The sequence below is a fragment of the Pseudomonas sp. MF6394 genome (genome assembly GCF_002018845.1).
Lineage (GTDB): Bacteria > Pseudomonadota > Gammaproteobacteria > Pseudomonadales > Pseudomonadaceae > Aquipseudomonas > Aquipseudomonas lactis.
Window position 1 is genome coordinate 173,280 of sequence record NZ_MVOJ01000009.1, and the last position, 18,371, is coordinate 191,650.

Consider the following 18,371-nt stretch of genomic DNA (forward strand, 5'->3'; position numbering starts at 1 on the left):
CAGCGATTTCTACTCCATTGCTTGTAAGGCTTTAGCATGGCTATCAGTGTTTTCGATCTATTCAAGGTGGGCATCGGCCCTTCCAGCTCCCACACCGTCGGCCCGATGCGCGCTGCCGCGACGTTTGCCCAAGCCCTGACCGACCAGCAGGTGCTCAGCCAAACCCGTCGCGTCGAAGTGCGCCTGTATGGCTCGCTGTCCGCCACCGGCGTCGGCCATGCCACCGACCGCGCCTGTGTCATGGGCTTGATGGGCGAATGGCCAGACCGCGTCGACCCCACCTCGATCAACGGGCGTATCCAGCAACTGCGCGAGTCCGGCCGGCTGTTGCTGGCCGGCCAACAGGAGATTGCCTTCAACTGGCACACCGACCTGTTGCTGCTGGACGAAAGCCTGCCCTACCACCCCAATGCCATGTCCCTGCACGCCTATGGCGACACCGGCCTGCTGAGCGAACAAACCTATTACTCGGTGGGCGGTGGTTTCATCATCGAAGCCGCCGAAGCCGCATCAGGCATTGCGCCCACCAGCGACGTGCAATTGCCCTATGATTTTTCCAGCGCGGTCGAACTGCTGGCCTTGTGCAACAAGCACGGCCTGCGCGTATCCGAGCTGATGATGGCCAATGAACGGGCGTGGCGCAGCGACGAAGAAATCCGCAGCGGCTTGCTGCATATCTGGTCGGTGATGCGCGAATGCGTGGAGCAGGGCCTGCGTGATGAAGGCATCCTGCCAGGTGGCCTGGATGTGCCGCGTCGCGCCGCGAAATTGCATCGCAGCCTGTTGGAAATCGGCAAGCCCAACGTGATCACCTCGACCTTGTCGGCGATGGAATGGGTCAACCTGTTCGCCCTCGCCGTCAACGAAGAAAACGCCGCCGGCGGGCGCATGGTCACCGCGCCGACCAATGGCGCGGCCGGGATCATCCCCGCCGTGCTGCACTACTACATGAAGTTCAACGCCGACGCGTCTGACGACGATGTGGTCAATTTCTTCCTCGCCGCCGCCGCCGTCGGCATCCTCTGCAAGAAAAACGCCTCCATCTCCGGCGCCGAAGTCGGCTGCCAGGGCGAAGTGGGCTCGGCCTGCGCCATGGCCGCTGCCGGCTTGGCCGATATCCTCGGTGCCACCCCGGAGCAACTGGAAAACGCCGCCGAAATTGGCCTGGAACACAACCTCGGCCTGACCTGCGACCCGGTCGGTGGCCTGGTGCAGGTGCCATGCATCGAGCGCAATGCCATCGCGGCAGTCAAGGCGATCAACGCCACGCAGATGGCCCTGCGCGGCGACGGCAAACACTTCATCTCCCTCGACCGGGTCATCCGCACCATGCGCGATACCGGCGCCGATATGCATGACAAATACAAAGAAACTTCACGGGGCGGCCTGGCGGTCAGCTGGGTGGAGTGCTGATCGGAGCACTGCTACCCGCCCCAACGTGAGCCCGCGCAAAAATAATAACGAGGCAATACCGATGACTGATGTACGTACACCTGCTGCCGAAAATCCCGATGTCAGAGAAAGCACAGTAACCACCGGCTGGACCAAACACGACACCACCTGGATGCTCGGCCTCTATGGCACCGCCATCGGCGCGGGCACCCTGTTCCTGCCGATCAATGCCGGCGTCGGTGGCTTCTGGCCGCTGATCGTGCTGGCACTGCTGGCCTTCCCGATGACTTTCTTCGCCCACCGTGGGCTGACGCGCTTTGTGCTTTCGGGCAAATCCGGCGACATCACCGAAGTGGTCGAGGAACACTTTGGTGTCGGCGCCGGCAAGCTGATCACCCTGCTCTACTTCTTTGCGATCTTCCCGATCCTCCTGGTGTACAGCGTGGCGCTGACCAACACCCTGGGCAGTTTCATGGAGCACCAATTGCACATGGCGCCGCCGCCCCGGGCGATTCTGTCGCTGGTGCTGATCCTCGGCCTGATGGCCATTGTGCGTTGCGGCCAGGGCGTGATCGTCAAGGCCATGAGCGTGCTGGTGTACCCCTTCGTGGCCGCCTTGCTGCTGCTGGCGTTCAGCCTGATCCCCAACTGGAACGGTGCGTTCTTCGCCTCGGCCAGCGAGGGCATGCCGCTGCCGCTGTTCTTCAAGACGTTGTGGCTGGCGATCCCGGTGATGGTGTTCTCGTTCAACCATTCGCCGATCATCTCCGCCTTTGCCGTGGACCAAAAGCGCGTCTACGGCGCCCAGGCCGAGCGCAAAAGCAGCGGCATTCTGGCCACCGCCCACGGCATGATGGTGCTGACCGTGATGTTCTTCTGCTTCAGCTGCGTGCTGGCGCTGTCACCGGCTGACCTGGCCGCGGCCAAGGCGCAGAACATCTCGATCCTGTCGTACCTGGCGAACCACTTCCAGACGCCGGTGATTGCCTACGCCGCGCCGTTGATCGCGCTGGTGGCGATCACCAAATCCTTCCTGGGCCACTACATTGGTGCCAGCGAAGGCTTCCAAGGCTTGATCGTCAAATCCCTGCGCGGGCGCAATCGCTCGATGTCGGCGAAATGGCTGGAGCGTTGCACCGCGTTGTTCATGGTGCTGACCTGCTGGGCCGTGGCCACCTTCAACCCGAGCATCCTGGGCATGATCGAAACCATGGGCGGGCCGATCATCGCGTGCCTGCTGTTCCTGATGCCGATGTACGCGATCCGCCGAGTGCCATCTTTGCGCCAGTATTCAGGCCAGGTGTCGAATGTATTTGTGGTGGTCATCGGGCTGATTGCGCTGTCTGCGATCGTTTTTTCCGTGATGCCCTGAATTAGCTCACTGATCTCAAAAACAGCCCCAAATAATGTGGGAGCGGGCTTGCTCGCGCATGCGGTGTATCAGCCAACAAATACTTGGCTGAAGGACCGCATTCGCGAGCAAGCCCGCTCCCACATTTGGATTTCTGTGCCGGGTAAATCGCTGTACGGCACGGCCCTTGCTGTAGAGCTTTTGAGGAAAACGGAATTTGGCCAGTGGTCAGGCAATGCGAACTAATCCCGACACCGGCCGTCAATGACTGCATGTTCTTATCAGGCGGTAACGCACCATGGACAATCCTTTTCAGATCATCACCGACACGTTCAGCCCCCAATACCGCGTCAACCTGAGTATCCAAAGGCTGGACGGCAGCATCATGCTCACCCTCTCTGACGAGACCGGTGTAGTGGCCAAGCGCATGATCAGCGCCGAACAACGCAACGACCCGCAACGCCTCAAGCGCCTGGTGCAAAGCATCCAGTTCGGCATTGCCATCGAACAGGGCCACAGCGCCGTGCAAATCCTGGAGCTGATGACGGACGGCGACAGCCACAAACTCCTGCAGCGACCGCCCGCCCGTACCCTGCCCTTCAGCGTCGGGCTTTAAAGCTCGCCCTTCTCGGTCTCCAGGCTCGCCTCGCCCTTGCGACGCGGGCTTTCGACCTTCACCGAAGGAAAGGCCGACGACGCGTAGCGCACTACCAGGATCGCAAACGCCAACAGCAAAATGCCGCCGCACAGGTAGATGATGCCCAGGTCTGGCGGGTTGTGATGGGACACGTTGGAGATCAGCAAACGCGTGAGCGCGGTGATCGCCACGTAGATCAAAAAGCGCACCGGCATGTGGTTGGTCTTGAAGTAAATCCCGACCATCGCCCCCAATTCCAGGTAGATGAACAGCAGCAAGATGTCATCAATCTTGATGTGCCCGTTCTCCAGCATCCCCAGGAACTCCATCACCGCCGCCCAGGCGGTCACCGCACCAATGGCGAACAGCGCCAGGTAATGGAACGACTCGACAAACAGATTACCCAGCGACTCGGCCAGCCCATGTACTTGCTGACGCAGCCTTTCGGCCCAGTTGATTTTCACGATGATGCTTCCTTAGGTCGGCTCGACCGGATAATGCGGGGTGGACGTGACGGATGTTCTGCATGCAGAAAAAAGGCCAAGGGGGCAGGCATGAGATGATGGCTAGGTAGCATGAGGCACGCAGAAGGATGAGCAGAGTAGATCTTTTGCTCATTCGAAAAACGAAAACTTCAAGGATATCGCTGGCGTGCGTGTAAAACCGAGAGAATCCGAATATTGTCTGTCACTTTGTATACAACCAGATAATTCGGATGTACCACCATCTCTCGTGTTCCGCCGATTCTGCCTGGGCGGTAAAGATGGGGTCTGCGCGAGAGGGCAAGCACCGAAGCTTCGATTGATCGCTTAAGCTGAAGCGCTGCTGCTGGATTACGATGACTGAGGTAGTCAATAATTTGCCGGAGTTCTACCCGCGCTGCGGGCGACCACTCAATCAGCATCGCCTTTCTTGAGTTTAGATTCGATCAGCGCTTGCATCTCGGCCATCACCTCGTCGTGAGGAATGCCAGGGCTTGGGTCATCAAGAGCGGCCTGCACTCTCGCGCGAAACCAGCGGTCGTAGCTGTCAGCCTGCTCTTCGATATCTGCTTGGATACCTGAGGAAAAGGAAGTGTCCATAAAAGCCTCCGTTGTTGATGTAAAAGGAGTCTAGTCGCTAGCGTTTTCGCTGTCGTGCTCCCGGCGATGAAGTGAGTAACAGAAAAAATCCGTGTTCACCAATCACTTTTTAGACCGTCCCCACAGGCGTGGGAACGATCAGATCATGGCATCAAGCTGGTGCAATTTTCTCCAGCGCTCGATCGACCAGCAGACCGCCCATTTCAATCAGTTGATGAATCGCCAGGACCAAGCTTCGCTGTGGACCATCAAGGTCGAATGCCAGGGTACTGGCCATCTCACGGGCGCTGTTCAAGGTTTCGCTGGCGTTTGCCAGCAAGGTTTCTGTATCAGCTTCAGGAGTGACACTGAAAAGCACTGACTCGGTAGACGGGGGGTTGGGTGTGTGTTTCTTCATCGACTAGTTCCTTAGTTAAGAAACCATCACCGTCTGCCGCCAAGCAGATTGGGTGACGGATTGCACAAGGTTGGCGGACCGGTAAGGAACAACCCGGCACCCCGAAGGGTCCATGCGCAACCCGCCATAAAAACAAGAGTGCCGTGTAAAAACCCAGCAATCTCATAGGGGGTCGTTGCGCTTCCTTGGTGGGCCGCCAAGCCCGCTCGCTGCAAATGCAGCGCACAAGGAAGGTAAGCCACCGGACAATTCCAGCGCAACCCCGGCAAGTTGTCAGAAATTTCCGGTGTAGCAAACCCCCATTTCCCAACTACATTAAAAACCTACTATCCAAACCCCGACGTTTGGCTTATCCTTTTCGCTGTATATAAATACAGTAGTCGCAAAAGACAACTATCGTGAAGGCATGTGAGGTGGTGAATGGCCGTCGAAGTGGTATACCGCAGCAGCCGAGATCTGGAGCGTTTGTTCATGGATAAAGCCGAAGCTGACCGTCATGACAAGATGCTTGAACTCGCTGAGTTGCTGGCAGAGGTGTTGCAAAAAGCCGTGCCGTCGTTGAGCGAGCAGCAGGTGGAAGAAGCCGGGATCTACATGGCGAAGAACCGCGATGTGTTTGCCAAGGCGTTCAAGAGCCAACCGGACGCATTGTCCGAGTTGCTGAACCCGGCGGCGGAGTAAAGCCCGAATTGAACAGGCCCTGAATCATGGATTCAGGGCCTTTTTAATGCCTGGCCTATTTGTACAGCAGGCGTTCGGCCAGCTCATCGGCCACCCGTGCGGGGGAGCGTTTTTCGGCTTGGGCGTGGGCGAAGATTTCGGTCAGGCGGCTGCCGATGTTCGACAGGTGCGCGGTGATGCCGGGCAGGTCGGTGCCGGCGTGTTTGAGGGCGACGTAGATCAGCCCGCCAGAGTTGATCACATAGTCCGGTGCGTAGAGGATGCCGCGGCCTTCCAATTGGTCGGCGATGTCCAGGTTGGTCAGTTGTGCGCTGGCCGAGCCCGCCACGGCGGCGCAACGTAGCTGACCGACGCTGTTACGGTTGAACACGGCGCCGACGCCGCAGGGCGCAAGAATGTCGCACGGGGTGCTGAGCAAGGCGTCGTTGGCAATCGGGTGCGCGCCCAGTTGCTGCATGGCCAATTGCACCTTGCCGTGGTCGATGTCGCTGACCAGCAGTTCGGCACCGGCAGCGTGCAGTTGTTCGGCCAGTGCGTAACCGACATTGCCCAGGCCCTGGACCGCCACGCGCAGGCCCTCGAGGTTGTCGCTGCCCAGGCGCGCCATGGCGGTGGTGCGGATACCGGCGAACACGCCCATGGCGGCATGGGGTGCGGGGTCGCCGGCGGCGGTGGTGCTGGTGACAAAGCGGGTGTTCTGGGCGATGCAGTCCATGTCGGCGACCGAGGTGCCGCTGTCGATCGAGGTGATGAAGCGGCCGTCGAGTTTTTCCACACAACGGCCAAACGCCTCGAACAGCGCCGCACGGCTTTCCACGTGCACGGGGCGGATGATCACCGCCGTGCCGCCGCCCACCGGCAGCCCGGCCAGTGCGGCTTTGTAGCTCATGCCTTGCGCCAGGCGCGCAGCATCGGCCACGGCGGTTTCATCATTAGGGTAGGCCAGGTAACGACAGCCACCCAACGCTGGGCCCAGGCGACTGTTGTGGATGGCGATGATCGCCTTCAAGCCGGTCACCGGATCAACGCTCAGGTGCAGCGATTCAAGGCGGGTGCTGTGCATGAGCGCAAACATCAATGAGCTCCCGAATCACTTCTGGTAGTGGGCCAAGTATAGGCTTGCGGCAGAAAACTGCTGGATTGCGCTGGAATAAGCCGCGCGTTTTCGTGGGATCTACGACATAAGCGCGTGGGATATCTCTCAAGATACTGGACGAAAATTCGCAGCAAGGCTAAAACGGGGCATACGCCGGAGAACTCGATGAACCCCCGCACAGCTTTTTTCGCCTGCCTGGACCGTTCACCCCCCGCGCTGTTCGAAGCCGCGCTGTGGATTGCTGCCGAGCATGACACCAGCGTGCAACCTGCGTTGATCCTGCAGGACCTTGGCGCACTGCAACAACAGGTCAGCCTGGGCATGCCCCTGCTGCCAGCGGATGAACTCGGCCAGCCGCTGCTGCGACGCCTGAATGACCTTGGGTTTGCCCAGGATGACCATACGCCGTTGCGCCCCGCCGCCGCGCTGTTGAACAAAGTGCTGCAACGCAAACGCGGGCAACCCTTGGCCATGGGCCTGATCGCACTGGAGATGGCACGGCGCCTGGATATCCCCATGGTCGGCGTGAACTTCCCCGGGCACTTCCTGCTGCGGGTACCGGGTGCCGATCACCTGCTGGACCCTTGCGGCGGCCGGCGCCTGTACCCTAATGACTGTCGCGAGTTGCTGGCGCGCCAATACGGGGAGAAGCTGAAATTGCAGGCCGACCACCTGCTGACCGCCGAGCCACGGGCGATCCTGCAACGGCTGTCGCGCAACCTGCGCCAACTCTACCTTGCCAACGACGAACCGTTGGCGGCCCTGGTGGACGCCGAGCGCGTACTGGAACTGGGCAACGCCAGCGCCTCCGACTACCTGGCGCGCGCCAGCCTGTATCAACGCCTGGACTGCCCGAGCGCCGAACGCTTTGACCTGGAACACGCTCTGCTGCTCAGTGACGACCCGATCCAGCGTCTGCGCCTGACCGAGCGACTCGGGCACCTGCCACCCAACGCAGTAATGCACTGACCCAACTCCCAACTGTAGGAGCGAGCTTGCTCGCGAAGAACGCAAGGGCACCGCGTTAAACCAGGATGCCCGCGTTATCGTTGACGTGCTTCGCGAGCAAGCTCGCTCCTACAGTGAGGGTTTGAGAACGTCGCTGTGCAGCGTGTTAGCTCCCGGCGCCCGCACTTGAATAATCAACAGCGCCGCAATTACCGCCGGAATCGCGCAGAAGAAGAAAATCTGCTCGACCGGGATATGCATCGCCAGCAATAGGCTGCCAAACAGCGGCCCCAGAATCGACCCGAACCGCCCCACCCCCAGCGCCCAGCCCGTGCCGGTGGCGCGCACGTGCGCCGGGTAGAAGTTGCTCGCGAAGGCATTGAGGGTCAGTTGCCCGCCGATGATGCAGAACCCTGCGGCAAACACGCAGGCCACCAGGTAGCGTGGGTTGTCGTGGTTCAAACCCAGCAGGATGGTGCACAACGCTGCCGCCGCCAGCACGCCGGACAGCAGCCGCACTTTGCTCTTCAAGCGATCGGCAAACCAAGCCATGAGAATGGCGCCCAAGGTGCCGGCGAACAGGAACATGGAGGTGACCAGGTTGGCTTCGTTCAATGCCAGGCCGCTTTCGAGCAATAGCGAAGGCAGCCAGCTGATCATGAAATACAGCAGGATCAGGCTGACAAAAAAGGTCGCCCAGATCAGCAATGTCGGGCGTGCATAGCCGTTGCGAAACAGCTCCACCACGGTCAGCTTGCTGCCCTGCTCCTGGCGGTTCTCGGCTTCGCTGGCGGACGGTGGCTGCCAGTCGGGCAGCATCCGCGCCGTGACCTTGCGCAAGCGCAGGTAAGGCGGTGCATCGCGCAGCAAACGCGGCAGGGATTCAGGCAACAGCCATACCAGAAACGGGAACAACAGCAACGGCGTCACACCGCCCGCCAGGAACACCGCCTGCCAGCCAAAACTGTCGATAAACCCGGCCGCCACAAAGCCACCCGCCGCGCCACCGAACGAAAAGCCGCACGCCGCCAGGGTCACCATCAAGGTGCGCAGGCGTGGCGGCGAATACTCGGACATCAACGCCATGGCACTGGGCATCGCACCGCCCATGCCGATCCCGCAGATAAACCGCGCCGCCATCAACGTGGTCAGGGAATTGGCGAACACCATCAATACCGTGAGGCTGGCGTAGATCAGCACACACGCCAGCAGAATGCGTCGCACACCAAACCGATCCGCCAGCGGCGTCACCAGCAGCGAACCCAGGGTGAGGCCCAGCAGGTTGGCACTGAACACGGGCCCGAACGCGGATTTTTCCAGGCCCCAATCCTGGGCCAGCGCCGGCACTACATAGCCCAGCACCTGGGCGTCATAGCCATCGGTGACCAGTAGCAGAGCCAGCAGCAGGAGAATCAACCATTGATAGCGCGACACCGGACGGGCGTCGAGTGCCGCGCGAAAGCTGGCAATCTGATTGTGCATCGCAAGGTACCTTTATTTTTTTATTAGGTTGGCGCGATCAAATGTGGGAGGGGGCTTACCTTAATGCCAGTCAGTTAAGCGCGAACCCCCTCTGGGAGCGGGCTTGCCCGCGAAGGCGGTGTGTCAGTCACCGCATCTGCCACTGCACTAACGCTTTCGCAGGCAAGCCCGCTCCCACATTTGATCTTCATGGCTGTGAACATTGCGTTCGCTTAACTGAACGGCATTGGGGCTTTTCCCCCTCCCACAGGGGCCTAGGGGGTGTCAGGTTGATTGGCGGGGTGTGCCTGCATGAAGGCCGGATGTTGGGCCGCCAATGCCGCCACCCGCCCGATGCGTGGGTATGCCGCCAAGGGCACCTTGAAACGCTCGGCCGCGTACAACTGCGGGATCAGAAACGCATCGGCCAGGCCCGGTTGTTCGCCAAAGCAAAACCCGGTGTCGCCAATCAACTGCTCCACCGCGCCCAGGCCCTGGCTGATCCAATGCCCGATCCACTCCAGCAATTGCGCCTCGTCGTGCCCCCACTTGCGCAGCAAGTTCTGGGTGCTGGAGTTATGCAACGGGTGGATATCACAGGCGATGATCGATGCCACCGCCCGCTCGTGAGCCCTGGCGACCAAATCCTTGGCGAGCAGCGGCGCCTGTGGATAACGCTCTTCCAGGTACTCGATGATCGCCTGTGACTGGATCAACAACGCCCCTTCATCGCTACGCAACGCCGGCACGCGCCCTTGGGGGTTGATCGCCAGGTAGTCAGGTTGGCGGTTGGCGCCGCCGGCCGGCACCAGCAGGTTGACCGGCAGCGCGGTGAAATCCAGGCCTTTGAGGGCCAGGGCAATACGTACTCGATACGACGCGGTGGAACGGTAGTAGGTATAGAGTTCCATGGCCCTGCCCTCTCAGCGCGCCGCGACCACGGTACCGCGGCATTCGCCGAAGCCGATGGAGGTAAAGCCCTCGCGGCTGCAACGGGCACGCAAGATGATTTCGTCGCCATCCTCGAGGAATTTACGCACCTCACCGGAAGCCAATTCAATCGGCTTTTTACCGCCTTCGGTAATCTCCAGCAGGCTGCCGAACTGTCCCGGCTGCGGGCCAGACAAGGTGCCCGACCCAAACAGGTCACCGGCCTGCAACTGGCAGCCGTTGACGCTGTGGTGCGCCACCATTTGTGCCACGGTCCAGTACATATGCTCGGTGTTGCTCAGGGTCAGGCGATGGGCGGGCAGGTTTTGTTCACGCATCGAAGCCGTGGTGAGCAGCACTTCCAGCTCGATATCAAAGGCGCCCGCGCTCTGATCGCGCTTGTCCAGCAGGTAGGGCAGCGGTTGAGGATCACCCTCTGGACGTGCCGGCTGGGACTTGCGGAAAGGTTCCAAAGCTTCGGCAGTCACCACCCACGGCGAGATGCTGGTAATAAAGCTTTTCGACAAAAACGGCCCCAGCGGCTGGTACTCCCAGGCCTGGATATCCCGCGCCGACCAGTCGTTGAGCAGGCAGAAACCAGCGATATGCTCGGCGGCATCGCCAATGGCAATCGCCTCGCCTATGGCATTGCCCTGGCCGATCCAGATGCCCAGCTCCAACTCATAGTCCAGGCGCGCGCATGGGCCAAAGGTCGGCTCGGTCTGGCCGGCCGGCAGGGTCTGGCCTTTAGGGCGTCGCACCTCTGTACCCGAGGGGCGAATGGTCGAGGCACGGCCGTGGTAGCCAATGGGCACGTACTTGTAGTTCGGCAGCAACGGGTTATCGGGGCGGAACAATTTGCCGACGTTTTGCGCATGCTCGATGCCGACGTAGAAGTCGGTGTAGTCATTGATCTTGGCCGGCAGGTGCATCTGGCAATCGGCGGCACGGTGCAGCACTTGCGCCTCGCGGGTTTGCAGCTTGCTGCCTTCGGCCAGCAGTTCCAGCAGGCGCTCGCGCAGGGCAACGCGGGGGCCACGGCCCAGCTCAAAAAACGTGTTCAACTGCCCACCCGCAGTGGCTTCGACGGCGCGCCGGGCTTCACCTTCAAACGCGTCCAGCGCGGCATGCAAGTCGAGAATCGCATCGCCAATCGCCACGCCACTGCGCGGTGCCGAGCCATTGATACTGAACACGCCCAGGGGCAAGTTCTGCAGCGGGAAATCCGCGTGACCATTGGCCGAGGATACCCAGCTGCGGGTCTGCGTTGGTTGAGTCATGGGTTATCTCCGGTTCGGGTTGAAGGTGGCGGGCAGCGCGGCCCAGCACGCGTCGTAAGCAGGTTGCAGTTGCGGGCACTCCAGGGCGAACTGGGTCGGGCGCAGCACTTGGCTGGTCTCGAACATGAACGCCATGGTGTTATCGATCTTGTGCGGCGCCAGGTCGGCGTTGATGGCCTTGGTGCAGGTCTCGCCATCCGGGCCGTGGGCGCTCATGCAACTGTGCAGCGATGCGCCGCCCGGCAGGAAGCCTTCGGCCTTGGCGTCGTAGGCGCCCTGGATCAGGCCCATGTATTCGTTCATCAGATTGCGGTGAAACCATGGCGGACGGAAGGTGTTCTCGGCCACCATCCAGCGTGGCGGGAAAATCACGAAGTCGAGGTTGGCCAGGCCGTGCACGCTGGTAGGCGAGGTCAATACCGTGAAGATCGACGGGTCCGGGTGATCGAAACTCACCGTGCCAATGGTGTTGAAACGGCGCAGGTCGTATTTGTACGGCACATTGTTGCCGTGCCAGGCGACCACGTTGAGCGGTGAGTGGTCCAGCTCGCAGGCCCATAGTTCACCGAGGAATTTCTGTACCAGCGTGGTCGGTTGCTTGAGGTCTTCGTAGTGAGCAATCGGCGTAAGAAAGTCGCGTGGGTTGGCCAGGCCATTGCTGCCGATAGGGCCCAGGTCGGGCAGGCGCAGCGGGGCGCCGTGGTTCTCAGCGACGTAGCCGCGAGCTTGCGCGTCCAGCAGTTCGACACGGAACTTGAGACCACGGGGCAGCACCACGATTTCCAGCGGCTCGACGTCCAGCACCCCCAACTCGGTGGCGATGCGCAGGCGGCCCTGCTCGGGGACGATCAGCAGTTCGCCGTCGGCATTGAAGAACACGCGCTCCATGGAGCGGTTGGCGCGGTAGTTATAGATGCTGATGCCCGCAGGGTTCTCCGCCCCCGAATTGGCAACCATGCCCACCAGGCCGTCGATAAAGTCCGTCGGCTCACTCGGGATATCCAGCGGGTTCCAGCGCAAGCGGTTCGGCGTCACCGCGCCCAGCGGGCCACCGGCCAATTGCCGCGCAAGCTTGGCGAATGCCGGGTGGTTGGCCGACGGCTGGATGCGGTACAGCCAAGTGCGACGGGCTTCGCTGCGAGCCATGGTGAAGGCGGTGCCGGAAAACAGCTCGGTGTAGAGCCCGTAAGGGGCTTTTTGCGGCGAGTTCTGGCCGACCGGCAGCGCGCCGGGCAAGGCTTCGCTGGCGAATTCATTGCCGAAGCCCGACAGGTATTCGAGGTTCATGGATCGTCCTCTGAGGGTCAGTTGTATTTATCGTAATCCAGTTACGCATAACGTAATTTGATCACTCTCGACCGTCAAGCTATAAAGACGCCCATTCATCTCTCGGATTCTCGCCCTTCCATGGAAAAGCCCCGCGACACCAGTAAACAGAAAGTCCGCTCGGCGGAAGTCGGCACCGATATCCTCAAGGCCCTGGCCGAACTGTCGCCGGCCACCTCGTTGTCACGCCTGGCCGAACATGTGCAGATGCCGGCGAGCAAGGTGCACCGCTATTTGCAGGCCCTGATCGCTTCGGGTTTTGCCGAACAGAACAGCGCCACCAACCATTACGGCCTGGGCCGCGAAGCGTTGCGTGTAGGGTTGGCGGCACTGGGCAGCCTGGATGTGTTGAAGGTCGGCGCCCTGCCCCTGGCCGAGCTGCGCGATGAATTGAATGAAACCTGCTTTCTGGCAGTGTGGGGTAACCAGGGCGCGACGGTGGTGCACATCGAGCCAGCGGTGCGTGCCGTCACCGTGGTGACGCAATTGGGCTCGGTATTACCGCTGCTCAGTTCGTCCACCGGGCTGGTGTTCAGCGCCTACCTGCCGTCGCGGGAAACCGTGGAGCTGCGCGAGCGCGAGGTTCGAGCCGGCACCGCCCACGCCTTGGCGGACGATCAGGCCTATGCCAGCGTGTGCGAGCAAATCCGCAGCCGCGGCCTGCACTTTGTGCATGGGCTGTTGATGCCTGGCGTGGATGCATTATCAGCGCCGGTGTTCAATGCGGTCGGGCACGTCGCGGCGGTGATGACCGTGGTCGGCCCGACCTCACTGTTCCATGCCGATGAAGATGGCCCGGCGGCGCAGCGCTTGCTGGCGGCGACCCGGGCCGTGAGTTGGCGCATGGGCTATCAGCCCTGAATCAATCGTCGCTACGGGACAGGGCAACGGCGACGCGGTTTTCCACGGCTTTTACCTGCGCGCCAGCGACCACATAGTTGTTGGTCAACATCGCGAACACCAGCTTGCGCCCGTGAGCATCGGTGATGTAACCACTCAATGACGACACGCCGGCCATGGAGCCGGTCTTGGCATGCAGGTTATTTTCCGCAGCCGTGCCGCGCAGGCGGTAACCCAGGCTGCCGCCGGTCATGCGGTCGGCATTGCCGGCAACCGGCAGCGCGTTGTACCAGGCCTCGAACCACGGCTGTTTGCTGGCCGCCAGCAGCAGGTCGGTGAGGGTTTGCGACGACACCAAGTTACGCCGCGACAGGCCGGAGCCGTCCACTTGGCTCAAAGTGCTGGTGTCCAACCCCTGGCGCTGGAGGAAGCCGGCCACCGCCACGGCGCCCGCCGCCGCCGTGCCATTGTTGGCTGTCTGGCGACCCATGGCCTTGAGCAAGGCTTCGGACATGGCGTTGTTCGAGAGCTTGAGCAGCGGCACGATCAGTTCCTGCAACGGCGCCGATTGGTGTTCGGCCAACACCGTCATCCCAGCGGGACTCGCCCCGCCCATCACCCGACGCCCCAACACCTTGATGCCCTGTTGCGCCAAGGCTTGCTCAAACAGGTTGGCCACCAGTTGCGTCGGCTCCCACACGCTGAGCAGTTGCTGGCTCTGCCGGCCCGGTGCCACCGCGCCGCTGAGTTGCAGCAGGTTGGTGCCATGGCGACGGTTGATCCCATAGCTGTTACCCGGCCCGCTGACGGCGCGGTTACTCAGTTGCAGGTAATCGGTGGGCGGGTAGATCTCCACGCCGACCGGCGAGCCGACGCGCAACGGCGCCTTGGCGGTGACCAGCACGCTGCCGGCATCAAAGTCGGTATTGGGCGCCACGGTCAACGCTGAAATCTGCGCGCCGTAGTAGGTGGTTTCATCATCATGGGACCAGTCCACGCCCAGCCGCTCGGCATCGAACCAGGTGTCGTCGAACACCAGGTCACCCTGCACCTGGCGCACGCCCTGGCTGGCCAATTGCGCGGCGAGGGCCTGGTAGTCGGCAAACTGAATGCTCGGGTCACCCAGGCCACGCAGGTACAGGTTGCCAGTCAGCCGGTCGCCCTGGCGCATGCCATTGCTCAGCAGTTGGGTGGCGAAGCGGTAGTGCGGCCCCAGTACATCCATGGCTGCCGCCGTGGTCAACAGCTTGAGGTTGGACGCGGGCACCAGCCGACTGCGTGGGTTGTGCTGATACAGCGTGGTGCCTGTGCGGGCATCACGCACCATCAGCGAGACGGTGGCGCCTTGCAGCGCCGGGTCACTCAACAGCTTATCCAGGGTTGCCGGAGTGGAGTTCTGGGAGACGCTGGCGCAGCCGCCCAGCAAAAAACTCAAGCCGACCAGCAGGGTGCTGGTGTGAAACCATTTTCCAAAGTGCATCAGTAGCGTTTTCCGTAAGCCTGCAATGGCGGCAACGCTAACAGCTCGCTATCAATGTGGCGAGGGCACTGAATGCTATCCGCTTTCCTGTGGGAACTGGCTTGCCTGCGATGGCGGCCTGCCAGCCGACGCCTACTACCTGACACCCCACGGTCCAACTGTGGGAGCGGGCTTGCTCGCGAAGACGGCCTGGCAGCTAACACAGTTGGATCGGGTATATATCCGTTATTTAGGTAACGGCTACTTAGGGTTCCGCTCTGACAGCGGCTCACTTTTGAAAAGCGCAAAAGTAAGCAAAACGCTCTTGCCCCACCACTCGGCACCTCGCCTAGGCTCGGTGTGCCCGTAATCCGCCAGTGATTTGGGGGGCCGCCGCCACGCGCCATCCATGGCGCGGGGCGGCTAAACCGGCATCCCTGCCGGTTTACCCCCCAAATCCCTGTCGAATTCCGGCCAGCGTGGTTTAACGGGGCGCCTAAGATCAAGATCACAAGCAGATCAAGATCAAGAGCGGCTCGCTTCGCATCGTGGTTACCGTCGATAGCTTCAGAGTTGTTAAATCCCTATGACCATCGCAGGCAAGCCAGCTCCCACTTAAGAATGCCAGCAACAAGGAATCAGAAGGTCAACGTGCTTGAAACCGACACCTGCCGTGCATCGCCAATGGACACGAACTGCGTATTCACCGAAGAGGTGTAATAGGTGCGGTCGAACAGGTTCTTCACATTGAGCTGAAACTTGACCTTCTGCCCATCAAGTTGCGTGTCGTAGCTGGCAAATACATCCGCCACGGTATAGCTCGGCAGTTCAAAGCTGTTGGCCGCATCCCCAGCGCGCTCGCCCACATAGCGCGCACCGGCGCCGACCCGCAGTTGATCGCCACCCAGAAGAGTGCCGAAGTCATACACCGCCGACAGCGAACCGGTGTTTTTCGCCACGTTCTGCAGGCGCTTGCCTTTGAGCGTCGGGTCGTCGGTGACCTCGGCATCGGTGTAGGCATAGCTGCCGATCAGGCTCCACTTGTCGGTCAACTGGCCGCTGGCATCCAGCTCCAGGCCACGGGAGCGCACCTTGCCCGCCACGCTGTAGACCGAGGTTAGCCCCTCGCCCACCTGGACCAGCACGTTGCGTTTGTCGATGTTGAACAACGCCGCACTGGCGGTGATACGCCCCGGCAGGTCGAACTTGGTGCCCAGCTCCCAGGCCTTGGATTCTTCAGGGTCGAGGCTACCATCCAGCACGGTTTTGTTGGCCAGTGGCGCGATGGTGGAGTTGGGTTTGAACGACTCGGTGTAACTGCCGTAGAACGACAGTTCATCGGTGTAGCGGTACACCAGCCCGGCCCGCGGCACCCACTTCTGGCCGTTGCCATCGGTGTTGGCGGTGAACGGCACGCCTTTGCCGGCGTATTGATCGTACATCTGATAGCGCGCCCCACCGACCAGAATCCACTGGTCGTTGAGATGAATCGCATCCTGGAAGAACAGCGAGTCGCTGCGCAGCAGGTCCGTCTGGTTGCTGTCCGGCGCGCTGACGTTGGAGCCCGCCACTTCGTTGCCGTACACCGGGTTGTTGTAATTGAAGACACCGCGCGGTGCCTGGCGGATCAGGTCGGCGCGGTAGATCTTGCGGTACTCGTCGTCCAGGCCGAATACCAGGTCGTGTTGCATACCCGCCACATTCAGCTTGCCTTCAAGGCTTGCGGTTGCGAAACGGTCGGTGGTCAGTGCGCCCTGGGTGCCATCCATGCTGCGGGTCAGGGTGCCGTTGGGGTTGACCTTGACCACGCGCACCTGGCTGGCGTCGTAGGTTTCGCGGTTCCAGCTGTAGCCGAAGTGGGCCTTCCAGTCGTCGTTCAGATCGTGGTCGACGGTCAGGCGATACAGGTCGGAGCGCCCTTCCATATTGTTGAACGGCTCATCCAGGCGGCGGGTCGCGGGGATGTTCAGCGGATGGCGGGTCTTGGGGTCGATGGCCGTGCCACGGTCAAAGGGCGAGAGAAACTCGCGGTGTTCATAGGCGACAACCACCTGGGTGGTATCGCCGTACCAGGCCAGAGACGGCGCCACCAGCGTCTCGCGATGGGTACCGTAGTTGCGCCAGTAGTCTTCGTCTTCATGATCCACAATCAGGCGATAGGCCAAGCCGCTATCACCGAGGGGCCCGGTGGTGTCGAGGTTGCCGCCGCTACCGTTTTTGCCGCTGCCGAAGGTTGAACCACGCGCGGTCAGAGCCGTGGACTGCACCAGCTCAGGCTTTTTGCTGACGATATTGACCACGCCACCCGGGTCCTGGATGCCGTACAGCAGCGAAGACGGCCCCTTGAGCACTTCGACACGATCAGCGGTGGCGTTCAACGCCCGCCCCTGCACCACCGGCATGCCGTCTTTCATGATCGAACCATTACGGTTGTCGCCAAAGCCACGCAGCATCACCGCGTCCTGGGTGCTGCCGAGGGTGTTGGACTGGGTAATACCACTGATATTGCCCAGGGCGTCATCCAGGTTACGCGGCTGTTGATCGCGCAATACTTGGGCAGGCACCACATTCACGGTTTGCGGGGTTTCCAGCAGCAAGCCACGGGAGCGCATCACCGAACTGGTGGGCGGTGGCTGGTAGCTGGTGCTGGCTTGGGTCAAGTCGATGCCGCTGATGGTGGTAGCGCCCAGATTGACCGCGCCATCGGTGGGCACCGGTTCCAGCGCCAGAGTACGGGCGTCGATCTGGCGAAAGGTGAAACCGGAACGGCCCAGCAGACGTTGCAGGGCCTGGGTCGCGCTCATCTGCCCACTGACCGCCGGGGCGTTGATGCCGTAGGGCGCTTCATCGGTGTAGATCACACTGAGCCCGGTAACCCGGCTGAAATCACTCAACGCCTGGGGCAACGGCTTGGCCGCCAGGGCAAAATTGAACTGGGCGCTGTGCTGCTCCTGCGCCTGCGCAATCGCCAGGGGCAGCAAGGCCAACCCAGACACCGTGAATACCGAGGCTCCCAGCCACTGTTTGACCCAACCGCCCGCCGTCGATTTCATGCTGTGAGCATCCGTGTAGAAAACGCTGTTAATGCGAATTGATCGCAGTTTCATGCACTACACGGATGGGCCGGCGATTTACCTCACCTCTGCTGGCAATTATTTTTTATTTACGGCATCTGGGTGCCACCGTTATCACAGCATAGGTATCTACATCACTTTCTGGGCTGTAGGAGCAGACGGTAACCACGATGCGAAGCGAGCCGCTCTTGATCTTGATCTGCTTTTGATCTTAAGCGCCCCGTCAAACCACGCTGGCCGGAATTCGACAGGGATTTGGGGGGTAAACCGGCAGGGATGCCGGTTTAGCCGCCCCGCGCCATGGATGGCGCGTGGCGGCGGCCCCCCAAATCACTGGCGGATTACGGGCACACCGAGCCTAAGCGAGGTGCCGAGTGGTGGGGCAAGAGCGTTTTGCTTACTTTTGCGCTTTTCAAA

The 18,371-nt window shown here is 61.2% G+C and carries 17 protein-coding genes; 6 read left to right on the forward strand and 11 right to left on the reverse strand.

From position 1 onward, the window contains the following. Positions 1 to 36 precede the first annotated feature (36 nt). The 3 genes from MF6394_RS12310 (at position 37) to MF6394_RS12320 (ending at position 3,359) form a co-directional block, all read left to right on the forward strand. Positions 37 to 1,413, forward strand: a complete 1,377-nt coding sequence (locus tag MF6394_RS12310; RefSeq protein WP_069558338.1) for an L-serine ammonia-lyase — start codon at positions 37 to 39, stop codon at positions 1,411 to 1,413. A 61-nt stretch (positions 1,414 to 1,474) separates the two neighbouring features. After that, positions 1,475 to 2,764: a serine/threonine transporter gene (locus MF6394_RS12315; protein ID WP_014717054.1), complete on the forward strand. Its 1,290-nt coding sequence runs from the start codon at positions 1,475 to 1,477 to the stop codon at positions 2,762 to 2,764. Between the two features lie 277 nt (positions 2,765 to 3,041). After that, positions 3,042 to 3,359 carry a DUF3509 domain-containing protein gene (locus tag MF6394_RS12320; protein WP_078466754.1) on the forward strand — a complete coding sequence of 106 codons (318 nt, stop codon included), beginning with the start codon at positions 3,042 to 3,044 and terminating at the stop codon, positions 3,357 to 3,359. On the opposite strand, the gene MF6394_RS12325 is transcribed toward MF6394_RS12320, so the two are convergent. From MF6394_RS12325 to MF6394_RS12340, 4 genes are all read right to left on the reverse strand, one after another. Then, on the reverse strand, positions 3,356 to 3,844 hold the full coding sequence (locus tag MF6394_RS12325) for a phosphate-starvation-inducible protein PsiE (RefSeq protein WP_014717052.1): 489 nt from the start codon (positions 3,842 to 3,844) through the stop codon (positions 3,356 to 3,358). The genes MF6394_RS12320 and MF6394_RS12325 overlap by 4 nt on opposite strands. A gap of 170 nt (positions 3,845 to 4,014) precedes the next feature. Beyond that, complete coding sequence (locus tag MF6394_RS12330) at positions 4,015 to 4,284, reverse strand: type II toxin-antitoxin system RelE/ParE family toxin (protein ID WP_078466755.1); 270 nt, start codon at positions 4,282 to 4,284, stop codon at positions 4,015 to 4,017. Then, positions 4,274 to 4,462 (reverse strand): type II toxin-antitoxin system RelB family antitoxin, encoded by a 189-nt coding sequence (gene relB / locus MF6394_RS12335; protein ID WP_014717050.1) that lies wholly within the window; start codon positions 4,460 to 4,462, stop codon positions 4,274 to 4,276. The genes MF6394_RS12330 and relB overlap by 11 nt, the downstream gene beginning before the upstream one ends. Before the next feature lie 151 nt (positions 4,463 to 4,613). Continuing rightward, complete coding sequence (locus tag MF6394_RS12340) at positions 4,614 to 4,859, reverse strand: DUF6124 family protein (protein WP_078466756.1); 246 nt, start codon at positions 4,857 to 4,859, stop codon at positions 4,614 to 4,616. A 420-nt stretch (positions 4,860 to 5,279) separates the two neighbouring features. On the opposite strand from MF6394_RS12340, the gene MF6394_RS12345 reads away from it, so the two are divergent. After that, on the forward strand, positions 5,280 to 5,540 hold the full coding sequence (locus MF6394_RS12345) for a YebG family protein (protein WP_003188807.1): 261 nt from the start codon (positions 5,280 to 5,282) through the stop codon (positions 5,538 to 5,540). A 55-nt stretch (positions 5,541 to 5,595) separates the two neighbouring features. Here the strand turns inward: MF6394_RS12345 and MF6394_RS12350 are convergent, their stop codons facing one another. After that, entirely contained in the window at positions 5,596 to 6,615 is a 1,020-nt protein-coding gene (locus MF6394_RS12350; protein ID WP_044272022.1) for a Glu/Leu/Phe/Val dehydrogenase family protein, read from the reverse strand. Positions 6,616 to 6,801: 186 nt separating this feature from the next. Between MF6394_RS12350 and MF6394_RS12355 the strand changes: the two genes are divergently transcribed. After that, positions 6,802 to 7,605 carry a SirB1 family protein gene (locus tag MF6394_RS12355; protein WP_078466757.1) on the forward strand — a complete coding sequence of 268 codons (804 nt, stop codon included), beginning with the start codon at positions 6,802 to 6,804 and terminating at the stop codon, positions 7,603 to 7,605. A gap of 108 nt (positions 7,606 to 7,713) precedes the next feature. Here the strand turns inward: MF6394_RS12355 and MF6394_RS12360 are convergent, their stop codons facing one another. The 4 genes from MF6394_RS12360 to hmgA form a co-directional block, all read right to left on the reverse strand. Continuing rightward, positions 7,714 to 9,066: an MFS transporter gene (locus MF6394_RS12360; RefSeq protein ID WP_044272018.1), complete on the reverse strand. Its 1,353-nt coding sequence runs from the start codon at positions 9,064 to 9,066 to the stop codon at positions 7,714 to 7,716. Positions 9,067 to 9,320: 254 nt separating this feature from the next. Then, entirely contained in the window at positions 9,321 to 9,956 is a 636-nt protein-coding gene (maiA, locus tag MF6394_RS12365; protein WP_032893438.1) for a maleylacetoacetate isomerase, read from the reverse strand. Positions 9,957 to 9,968: 12 nt separating this feature from the next. Beyond that, complete coding sequence (gene fahA, locus MF6394_RS12370; RefSeq protein WP_078466758.1) at positions 9,969 to 11,255, reverse strand: fumarylacetoacetase; 1,287 nt, start codon at positions 11,253 to 11,255, stop codon at positions 9,969 to 9,971. Positions 11,256 to 11,258: 3 nt separating this feature from the next. Then, positions 11,259 to 12,542 (reverse strand): homogentisate 1,2-dioxygenase, encoded by a 1,284-nt coding sequence (gene hmgA, locus MF6394_RS12375; protein ID WP_047712651.1) that lies wholly within the window; start codon positions 12,540 to 12,542, stop codon positions 11,259 to 11,261. Positions 12,543 to 12,662: 120 nt separating this feature from the next. On the opposite strand from hmgA, the gene MF6394_RS12380 reads away from it, so the two are divergent. Further along, positions 12,663 to 13,442, forward strand: coding sequence for an IclR family transcriptional regulator (locus MF6394_RS12380; protein ID WP_078466759.1), 780 nt, complete (start codon positions 12,663 to 12,665; stop codon positions 13,440 to 13,442). A 1-nt stretch (position 13,443) separates the two neighbouring features. Here the strand turns inward: MF6394_RS12380 and dacB are convergent, their stop codons facing one another. Together dacB and MF6394_RS12390 are read right to left on the reverse strand one after the other, a co-directional pair. Beyond that, entirely contained in the window at positions 13,444 to 14,901 is a 1,458-nt protein-coding gene (dacB, locus tag MF6394_RS12385) for a D-alanyl-D-alanine carboxypeptidase/D-alanyl-D-alanine endopeptidase (RefSeq protein ID WP_078466760.1), read from the reverse strand. A 617-nt stretch (positions 14,902 to 15,518) separates the two neighbouring features. Continuing rightward, complete coding sequence (locus tag MF6394_RS12390; protein WP_069559017.1) at positions 15,519 to 17,933, reverse strand: TonB-dependent siderophore receptor; 2,415 nt, start codon at positions 17,931 to 17,933, stop codon at positions 15,519 to 15,521. Between the last annotated feature and the right edge of the window lie 438 nt (positions 17,934 to 18,371).